Annotated in this window: 11 protein-coding genes; 10 read left to right on the top strand and 1 reads right to left on the bottom strand. The window is 66.9% G+C overall.

The window, feature by feature from the left end; all coding sequences use genetic code 11:
- The 5 genes from AC1DS3_RS30440 to crcB form a co-directional block, all read left to right on the top strand.
- On the top strand, positions 1–842 hold an 842-nt coding region (locus AC1DS3_RS30440; RefSeq protein WP_477128586.1), incomplete at its 5' end, for a PALP domain-containing protein.
- Positions 843–1,059: 217 nt separating this feature from the next.
- Positions 1,060–2,301 carry a molybdopterin molybdotransferase MoeA gene (locus AC1DS3_RS30445; protein ID WP_441630084.1) on the top strand — a complete coding sequence of 414 codons (1,242 nt, stop codon included), beginning with the start codon at positions 1,060–1,062 and terminating at the stop codon, positions 2,299–2,301.
- A 14-nt stretch (positions 2,302–2,315) separates the two neighbouring features.
- Positions 2,316–2,573 (top strand): molybdopterin converting factor subunit 1, encoded by a 258-nt coding sequence (gene moaD / locus AC1DS3_RS30450; protein ID WP_441630086.1) that lies wholly within the window; start codon positions 2,316–2,318, stop codon positions 2,571–2,573.
- A gap of 1 nt (position 2,574) precedes the next feature.
- Complete coding sequence (gene moaE / locus AC1DS3_RS30455) at positions 2,575–3,084, top strand: molybdopterin synthase catalytic subunit MoaE (RefSeq protein ID WP_441630088.1); 510 nt, start codon at positions 2,575–2,577, stop codon at positions 3,082–3,084.
- A complete protein-coding gene (gene crcB, locus AC1DS3_RS30460) occupies positions 3,084–3,464 on the top strand; it encodes a fluoride efflux transporter CrcB (protein WP_441630090.1) in 381 nt (126 codons plus the stop codon). Before moaE ends, crcB begins: the two co-directional genes overlap by 1 nt.
- Here the strand turns inward: crcB and AC1DS3_RS30465 are convergent.
- Positions 3,446–4,333, bottom strand: a complete 888-nt coding sequence (locus AC1DS3_RS30465; RefSeq protein ID WP_477128587.1) for an alpha/beta fold hydrolase — start codon at positions 4,331–4,333, stop codon at positions 3,446–3,448. The genes crcB and AC1DS3_RS30465 overlap by 19 nt on opposite strands.
- A 229-nt stretch (positions 4,334–4,562) precedes the next feature.
- Here AC1DS3_RS30465 and AC1DS3_RS30470 point away from each other — a divergent pair, with 229 nt between their 5' ends.
- From AC1DS3_RS30470 to AC1DS3_RS30490, 5 genes are all read left to right on the top strand, one after another.
- Positions 4,563–5,168: a TetR/AcrR family transcriptional regulator gene (locus tag AC1DS3_RS30470; RefSeq protein WP_441630094.1), complete on the top strand. Its 606-nt coding sequence runs from the start codon at positions 4,563–4,565 to the stop codon at positions 5,166–5,168.
- The gene (locus AC1DS3_RS30475; RefSeq protein ID WP_441630096.1) at positions 5,165–5,941 is read left to right on the top strand and encodes an enoyl-CoA hydratase/isomerase family protein; all 777 of its coding nucleotides are present in this window, start codon (positions 5,165–5,167) and stop codon (positions 5,939–5,941) included. The genes AC1DS3_RS30470 and AC1DS3_RS30475 overlap by 4 nt, the downstream gene beginning before the upstream one ends.
- 124 nt (positions 5,942–6,065) lie before the next feature.
- On the top strand, positions 6,066–7,250 hold the full coding sequence (locus AC1DS3_RS30480; RefSeq protein WP_441630098.1) for a substrate-binding domain-containing protein: 1,185 nt from the start codon (positions 6,066–6,068) through the stop codon (positions 7,248–7,250).
- Between the two features lie 20 nt (positions 7,251–7,270).
- Positions 7,271–8,095, top strand: coding sequence for an ABC transporter ATP-binding protein (locus tag AC1DS3_RS30485; protein ID WP_441630438.1), 825 nt, complete (start codon positions 7,271–7,273; stop codon positions 8,093–8,095).
- Entirely contained in the window at positions 8,088–8,834 is a 747-nt protein-coding gene (locus AC1DS3_RS30490) for an ABC transporter ATP-binding protein (RefSeq protein WP_441630100.1), read from the top strand. The genes AC1DS3_RS30485 and AC1DS3_RS30490 overlap by 8 nt, the downstream gene beginning before the upstream one ends.
- Positions 8,835–8,939: the final 105 nt, after the last annotated feature.

The raw sequence follows: 8,939 nt of genomic DNA on the forward strand, positions 1-8,939 counted from the left end.
ACGGAGTGTTCGACGACTGCCAGGACATCGTCAAGGCGGTCTCCAACGACCTCGGCTACAAGGCTCGCCAGAAGATCGGCACGGTCAACTCGATCAACTGGGCACGCGTGGTGGCCCAGGTGGTGTACTACTTCAAGGGCTGGCTGCTGGCTACCGACGGACCGGGCCAGAAGGTCTCGTTCTGCGTGCCGTCGGGCAATTTCGGCAACGTCTGCGCCGGCCATATCGCGCGCATGATGGGCCTGCCGATCGACAAGCTGGTGGTTGCCACCAACGAGAACGACGTGCTCGACGAGTTCTTCCGCACCGGTACCTACCGCGTGCGCAAGTCGGCCGAGACGTATCACACCTCCAGCCCGAGCATGGACATCTCGAAGGCGTCGAACTTCGAGCGCTTTGTCTTCGACCTGCTGGGCCGCGATGGCGACAAGCTGGCCAAGATGTTCCGCGAAGACGTCGACACCAAGGGCGGCTTCGACCTGTCCGGCACGCCGGAATTCGAGCGCATCCGCGCCTTCGGCTTCGTTTCGGGCCGCAGCACGCACGAAGATCGCCTCGCCACCATCCGCGACTTGTCCGAGCGTTACGGCATCACCATCGACACCCACACCGCCGATGGCATCAAGGTCGCGCGCGAGCATCTCACGCCCGGCGTGCCGATGCTGGTGCTGGAGACCGCGCTGCCGGCCAAGTTCGCCGATACCATCCGCGAGGCGCTTGGCCATGAGCCGGAGCGTCCGGCAGCCTTCGAAGGCATCGAAAACCTGCCGCAGCGCTTCGAGGTGATGCCGGCGGATGCCGACCGGATCAAGGCCTACATCGCCGGCCACACCGGCCTGTAAGCCCCGGCCGCTGCCGGCGGTGTTCCTGCCGGCAGCGCGCCAACTCGCTACAATCAGACTTGCCGAGCAGAAATCGCACGGCCCTCGCATTGCTCCGGATGTATCGGGGGCGGTACGCGGGCCGTTTCCCATGGGCGCTGCATGGTCATGGGTTCGCGGTCTGACACTGCCTACGCTGCTTACGCTGACTACGCTGTCTCACTTACCCGTTTTCCTCATGACCCAAGCCGCCGCGCCCGCCCGTCCCCCCATGTTGACCATGGCCCAGGCCCTCGAAGCCCTGCTGGCTGGCGCCCGCCCGCTCGCCGAGGCAGAGCGCATCGCCACGCTCGACGCCAATGGCCGCGTGCTGGCCGCGCCGGTGTCGAGCACGCTGGACGTGCCGCCGGCTGACAACACCTCGATGGACGGCTACGCGGTGCGCAGCGCCGACCTGGCGGCGCCCGGCACCCGCCTGCGGGTGGCCCAGCGCATCCCCGCCGGCTATGTCGGCACGGCGCTGGCGGCCGGCACGGCGGCGCGCATCTTTACCGGTGGGCTGATTCCGCAGGGGGGCGACGCGGTGGTCATGCAGGAGCAGTGCGTGGCGCAGGGTGAGGATGTGATCGTCAATCACATGCCGCTGCCGGGCGAGTGGATCCGCCGGGCCGGCGAGGACATCCGTGCCGGCAGCGTGATCCTGCCTGCCGGCACGCGGCTGACGCCGCAGGCGCTGGGTCTGGCGGCCTCGGTGGGGCAGGCGTCGCTGGACGTGGTGCGGCGCGTCAAGGTGGCTGTGTTCTTTACCGGCGACGAGCTCGCCATGCCGGGCGAGCCGCTCAAGCCGGGCGCCATCTACAACTCCAACCGATTCACGCTGCGCGGGCTGCTGGAAAACCTCGGCTGCGAGGTCAGCGATTTCGGCATCGTGCCCGACACCCTGGCTGCCACGCGAGACACGCTGCGCCGGGCCGCCGAGGGGCACGACCTGATCATCACCTCGGGCGGTGTCTCGGTGGGCGAGGAAGACCATATCAAGCCGGCAGTCGAGGCCGAAGGCCGGCTCACCTTGTGGCAGATTGCTATCAAGCCGGGTAAGCCGCTGGCGTTCGGCGAGGTGGCGCGCGGTGAGCAGGCACCGGCATTTTTCCTGGGGCTGCCGGGCAATCCGGTCTCGAGCTTCGTCACCTTCCTGCTGTTCGTGCGGCCTTTCATCCTGCGGCTGCAAGGCGTGCAGGACGTGATGCCGCGCCGGCTGCCGCTGCGTGCCGATTTCGACCTACCCAAGGGCGACCGCCGCAACGAGTTCCTGCGCGTGCGCCTGAACCAGGCCGGCGGGCTAGACCTGTTCCCCAACCAGAGCTCGGGTGTGCTCACTTCCACGGTGTGGGGCGAGGGCCTGGTCGACAACCCGCCCAACCAGCCGATCGCGCGGGGCGATACCGTGCAGTTCATCGCCTTTGACGGCCTGCTGGCATGAGGAGCGAGACCGCCATGAACATCGAACTCCGTTTTTTTGCCAGCGTGCGCGAGCAGCTGAGCCTGGGGCAGGAGCGCGTCGCGGTGCCGGCCGAGGTGGTTACCGTGGCGGACCTGCGCCGTTGGCTCGGAGCCCGCGGCGGCGCCTGGGCCGAGGTGCTGGCCGAGGGCCGTGCCTTGCGCATGGCCGTGGACCACGAGGTGGCCAGTGCGGACAGCGTGTTGGCCGAGGGCTGCGAAGTGGCGTTTTTCCCCCCCGTGACCGGAGGCTGAGATGAGCGTCAGAGTACAGCGAGAGGATTTCGACCTGGGTGCCGAGGTGGCGGCGCTGCGCCGTGATCAGCCAGGCGTGGGCGCGGTGGCCAGCTTTGTTGGCACGGTGCGCGACATGAACGACGGCAGCGCGGTCAGCGCGATGGAGCTGGAGCACTATCCCGGCATGACCGAAAAGGCGCTGGCCCGGATCGAAGCGGTGGCGCGGGAGCGCTGGGCGCTGCTTGGCGTCACCATCGTGCACCGCGTCGGCCCCTTGTTGCCGCTGGACCAGATCGTGCTGGTGGCGGTGGCCTCCGCCCATCGCGGCAATGCCTTTGCCGCTTGCGAATTCATCATGGATTACCTCAAGTCGGAGGCGCCGTTCTGGAAGAAGGAGCAGACGCCGGAGGGCGCGCGCTGGGTCGACGCGCGCGTGACCGATGCGTCCGCGCTGGCGCGCTGGGGCATTCGCTCGCTCAATGCCGGCGGCGAGGCGGAGCCGGTGGAGCCCTCGGGTCTCAAGCGCTGATGGGCGCGCTCGGTTTTGTGGCGGTCGGGGTCGGGGCCGCGGCAGGGGCTTGGCTGCGCTGGGCGTTCTCTGTGCTGTGGAATGCCGCCAACCCGGCATTGCCCTATGGGACACTGGCGGCCAACCTGGTTGGCGGTTACCTGATCGGGCTGGCGGTGGGATTCTTCGGTGCGCATGTGGAGTTGTCGCCCGAATGGCGCTTGCTGGCGGTGACTGGCTTCCTGGGCGGACTGACCACGTTTTCCACGTTCTCCAGCGAGGTCGTGGGCAACCTGATGGCTGGCGACTATGGCTGGGCAGCGGTGCACCTGCTGACGCACCTTGGCGGCTCGCTGCTGCTGACCGTGCTGGGCCTGTGGACCTACCGGCTGCTGGCCTGAGCGCCTGCTGAATCCAATGAATCCAGCCACGCAAGCATCTCCGCCAGCGCGGCGTTGAAGGCAGCCGGCCGCTCCATGTGCGGGGCATGGCCGGTGCCGTCGAGGGTGACAAGCCGGGCAGCCGGCTGCAGTGCCAGCGTGGCCTGTCCCACCGCCGGCGCGTAGAGGCGGCTGCGCTCCCCAACCAGATGGAATAAAGGCAGGCGAGCCTGGCGCAATGCCGGGCGGTAATCCTGGCGGGCCATGTCTTCCCACAACGCGGCAAGCGCATCCGGCGCGCACTGGCGCATGATGCGGGCGATCCGGCCTGTCTCGTGCGTATCGGGCTTGCTGCCGGCGGCCCATAAGCCGGCGCGCACCGAATCGATCAGGCGCGGCCAGTCCCGGCGCACGTGCGCGGCCATGTGGGCTGCCTGCGCGGTGTCGTAGTGCGCATGCAGGCCATGCGGCCAGTCCGCCGCGCTGGCCAGCCGCGGTGTCATGTCGATGGCGCCGATTGCCGCCAGGGGCAGGGCGGGGTCCCCGCGCATCAATTCCCAGGCCACCATGGCGCCCATCGACCACCCAATCACCACCACGTCCCGCAACCCCAGGTGCCCGATCAACCCGGCGGCATCGGCGGCAAGCTGCGCCAGGCTGGCTTGTCCGGCGTGCGGCAGTGCAGCAGACAAGCCATGCCCCGCATGATCCGGGGCGATGACACGATAGCCGTCACGCGCCAGCGCGCGCTGGCCGTCGAACGCCTCGCCGGATAGCGACCAGCCAYGCAGCAACAGCAGTGCCCGGCCAGTGCCGGCCTCCCGCCAGCCGGGCCGCGAACCGCGAGCAGGGTGGCTATCGAAGGCGGGGGCGGGCTCGGCGTTAGTCATCGCGTGCAAAGCATCCAATGGCGAACTTGCAGTCTGGGTATCCGGCCTGGCCACGTGCGTGGCCAAGGCTCCGGGTAAGCCATGTATTGACATACGGATCGCTAACTTTATATCATGAAACATGAATCAGTTATCATGTTTTGAGGGTCGCCGGAGGAGGCAGTTTCCGCGGTGCAATACCGCTGCCTGACTGCTGTTTTCCGGCCTGACCAGCCACTGCGGAGCCCCGATGTCCCTTACCGAATCCGGCGTAAGCCAGCCCAAGACCGCGCGCGGCCAGAAGACCCGCGAAGCGCTGCTGCGCGCCGCCGAGAAAGTGTTCGGCGAGAAGGGCTACTACGTGGCTTCGATCTCCGAGATCACGCAGGAGGCAGAGGTGGCCATGGGCACCTTTTATCTCTATTTCAAGGACAAGGAAGACATCTTCCGCGCGCTGGTGCAGCACATGCTGGAACTGGTGCGGGCTCACCTGCGCAARCACGTGGGGCCAGCGCAGACGCAGATCGAGGCCGAGCGGCTCGGGCTCAAGGCGTTCCTGTCCTTCGTCGCGCGCCACAAGAATCTGTACCGCATCGTGCTCGATTCCTACTCGGTTGACGAGACCATCTACAGCAGTTACTTCCAGGTGTTCGCCGACGTCTACAGCCGGCGCCTGGGCAAGGCCGAGGAGCAGGGCGAGATCTCGCCGGGCGACGCCGAAGTGCGGGCGTGGTGCCTGATCGGCATCAGTAATTTCCTGGGCATGCGCTACGCGCTGTGGAAACGGCCGGCGTCGATGGACAAGGTGGTCGATACGGCCTTCGACATGATCTCGCACGGGCTGGCGGCGCGATGAGCGCGTTGGTGCTGGTCGAACGTGTTGGCAGCACGGCCGTGCTTCGGCTCAATCGCGCCGAGCGGCACAACAGCCTGGTGCCGGAACTGCTCGAAGCGCTGCTGGCCGCGCTGGCGCGCACGGAGGCGGACCCGGATGTGCGCGCCGTGGTGCTGAGCCATGCGGGGCGCTCGTTTTCCACGGGCGGCGATGTCGGTGCTTTTGCCGCCTTCGTGCCGCAAAGCGCGGAGTTGGCGCAGTATGCGCAGCGCCTGCTCGGCCTGCTCAACGCAGCCATCCTGCGCCTGGCGGCGCTGCGCTGCCCGGTGATCGCGGCGGTGGAGGGCTGGCTGACGGGGGGCTCGCTGGGTTTGGTGTTGGCCTGCGACATGACGGTGCTGGGCGAGGGCACGCGCATTGCGCCTTACTACACCGTGGTGGGATTCAGCCCGGACGGTGGCTGGACGGCGATGCTGCCGCAACTGATCGGCGCCGCGCGCTCGCGGGCGATCCAGCTTGAGAACACCACGCTGACGGCCAGCCAGGCCGTGGCACTGGGCCTGGCGACGCATCTCGCGCCAGCCCGCGAGGCCGAGGCGATGGCGCTGTCGCTGGCGGCCGGCCTGAAGGACAAGGTACCCGGCAGCGTGGCGCATACGCGCGCGCTGCTGCGCTGGGATGCCGATGCGCTGGCCGCTGGGCTTGAGCGCGAGCGCGTGGCGTTCGTGGCGCAGGTGACGAGCGCCGAGGCGGCGGCAGGCATGCGCCGCTTCCTTGGCGATGGGCCAGGCTAAGGCTGCAAACGGAAAGGCAGGACGGCAGGAAGGAGCGCAGGAAAGAGTACAGGAAAGCGAAGCAGCAACAAGCAGGCAGGATCTGCACTTGCAACGACAAGCGACACCCTTAGAGGAGACAAGTATGCAATTCAAGCACCAAGCCGCTGGCGTCATCGCACTGGCCAGCCTGCTGGCCGCCGGCGGCGCCCTTGCCAAGGATATCCGCATCGCCCACGTCTACGACAAGACCGGGGCGCTCGAGGCCTATGCCAAGCAGACCCAGACCGGGCTGATGATGGGGCTGGATTACGCCACCAACGGCACCATGATGGTCAACGGCAACAAGCTGGTGGTGATGGAGAAGGACACCCAGGGCAAGCCCGACGTGGCCAAGGCCCAGCTTGCCGCGGCGTATAGCGACGATCGCGCGGACATCGCCGTGGGGCCGACGTCCTCCGGCACGGCGCTGGCGATGCTGCCGGTGGCCGAGGAGTACAAGAAGATCCTGCTGGTCGAGCCCGCCGTGGCGGATTCCATCACCGGTGAGAAGTGGAACCGCTACATCTTCCGCACGGGCCGCAATTCGTCGCAGGATGCCATCTCCAACGCCGTGGCGCTGGACAAGCCTGGCGTGCAGATCGCCACCCTGGCGCAGGACTACGCCTTCGGCCGTGACGGCGTGAAGGCCTTCAAGGGCGCGCTCAAGAACGCCAAGATCGTGCACGAGGAATACCTGCCGACCAACACGACGGACTTTACCGCCGGGGCGCAGCGCTTGTTTGATTCGCTCAAGGACAAGCCGGGCCGCAAGATCATCTTCATCATCTGGGCGGGCGCCGGCAACCCGTTCAAGATTGCCGACCTCGATCCGAAGCGCTACGGCATCGAGATCGCCACCGGCGGCAATATCCTGCCCGCCATGAGCAACTACAAGAATTTCCCTGGCATGGAAGGCGCGACGTATTACTACTTCGGCATTCCCAAGAACAAGGCCAACGAGTGGCTGGTGTCCAACCACTACACCAAGTTCAAGTCGCCACCCGATTTCTTCACCGCCGGCGGCATGACGGCTGGCATCGCGCTGGTAGAGGCGCTCAAGAAGACCAATGGCGACACCGGCACCGAGAAGCTGATCGGCGCGATGGAGGGCATGTCGTTCGAGACGCCCAAGGGCAAGATGACCTTCCGCAAGGACGATCACCAGGCGCTGCAGTCGATGTACCACTTCAAGATCAAGGTCGATCCCGCGTTCGCCTGGGGGGTGCCCGAGCTGGTCCGCGAGATCAAGCCGGAAGAAATGAACGTGCCGATCCGCAACAAGCGGTGATGACAGTGGGCGCCTCTTCCATCGATACAACGGCAGCGCTCTCGCGGGCGGTGGCGGGGCCGCCCGCGCTCGAGACGCGAGATCTCACCATCCGCTTTGGCGGCCACGTGGCGGTCAACGCGGTGTCCTGCGCGTTTCATCCCGGCGAGCTGACCTGCATCGTCGGCCCCAACGGGGCCGGCAAGACCACGTACTTCAACCTGATCTCGGGTCAGTTGCCGCCCAGCGCCGGGCAGATCCTGCTCGGCGGCGAGGACGTGACGCGCCTGCCGGTGCCGCACAAGGCGCTGCGCGGCATTGGCCGCGCCTTCCAGCTGACCAGCCTGTTTCCCAATCTGTCGGTGTTCGAGAACGTGCGCCTGGCGGTGCAGTCGCGCCGGCGCATCGGGCTGGATCTGTGGAGCGTGTGGAGCGCAAACCGCGCGGTCCGCGAGCAGGCCGAGGACTGTCTCGAACGGGTGGCCCTGGCCGACAAGCGCCACCTGCCGGTGGCCTCTTTGCCGCACGGTGACCAGCGCAAGCTGGAGGTGGGCATCCTGCTGGCGCTGCAGCCGCGCATCTTCATGTTCGACGAGCCGACCGCCGGCATGAGCGTGGACGAGGTGCCGGTGATCCTGGGCCTGATCCAGGAGATCAAGCGCGACAAGAGCAAGACGGTGCTGCTGGTGGAGCACAAGATGGATGTGGTGCGCTCGCTGGCCGACCGCATCATCGTGCTGCATAACGGCAACCTGATGGCCGACGGCGATCCGGCCGAGGTGATCGCCTCGCCGATCGTGCAACAGGCGTACCTGGGCATCGCTGCCGGCGATGAAAGCGCGCAGCAGGAGGGCAGTCATGGCTGAAGCACCGGCAGCACCCGCAGCACCCATCCTGAGCCTGGATGGCGTGCAGACGCATATCGGGCCGTATCACATCCTGCACGGCGTGAGCTTTGCCGTGCCGCGCGGCGGCGTGACCATGCTGCTGGGGCGCAACGGCGCGGGCAAGACCACCACGCTGCGCACCATCATGAACCTGTGGCAGGCTAGCGAAGGGCGGATCGTGTTCGACGGGGCCGACATCACGCGCCGCGGCACGCCCGCCATCGCGCAGGCCGGCATCGCCTATGTGCCGGAGAACATGAGCGTGTTCTCCGAGCTGACGGTGGCCGAGAACATGCGGCTGGCCGCGCGCAGCGGCGCGATCGACGGGCAGCGGCTCGACTGGGTGTTCCGCATGTTTCCCGCGTTGAAGATCTTCTGGCACCAGCGCGCCGGCGTGCTGTCCGGCGGGCAGAAGCAGATGCTGTCGGTGGCGCGCGCCATCATCGAGCCGCGCAAGCTGCTGATCGTGGACGAGCCGACCAAGGGCCTGGCGCCTGCCATCATCCAGAACATGATCACGGTGTTCCGCGAGCTCAAGCAGACGGACGTATCGATCCTGCTGGTGGAGCAGAACTTCCACATGGCAAAGTCGGTGGGGGACACCGTCGCCGTGATGGATGACGGGCGCGTGGTGCATACGGGCACGATGGCAGCGCTGGCGGGGGACGAAAGCCTGCAGCAGCGGCTACTCGGCTTGTCGCTGGCGGCGCACCAGTAGCGCGTCATCAATAGCGCGTCATCGATAGCGACCAGCAAGACAAGACACATAACAAGATATCGTCAGGACCGAGACAATGGCGAGTACAAGCTCCTTACCCACCAC

Source organism: Cupriavidus sp. 01L46 (genome assembly GCF_056399905.1).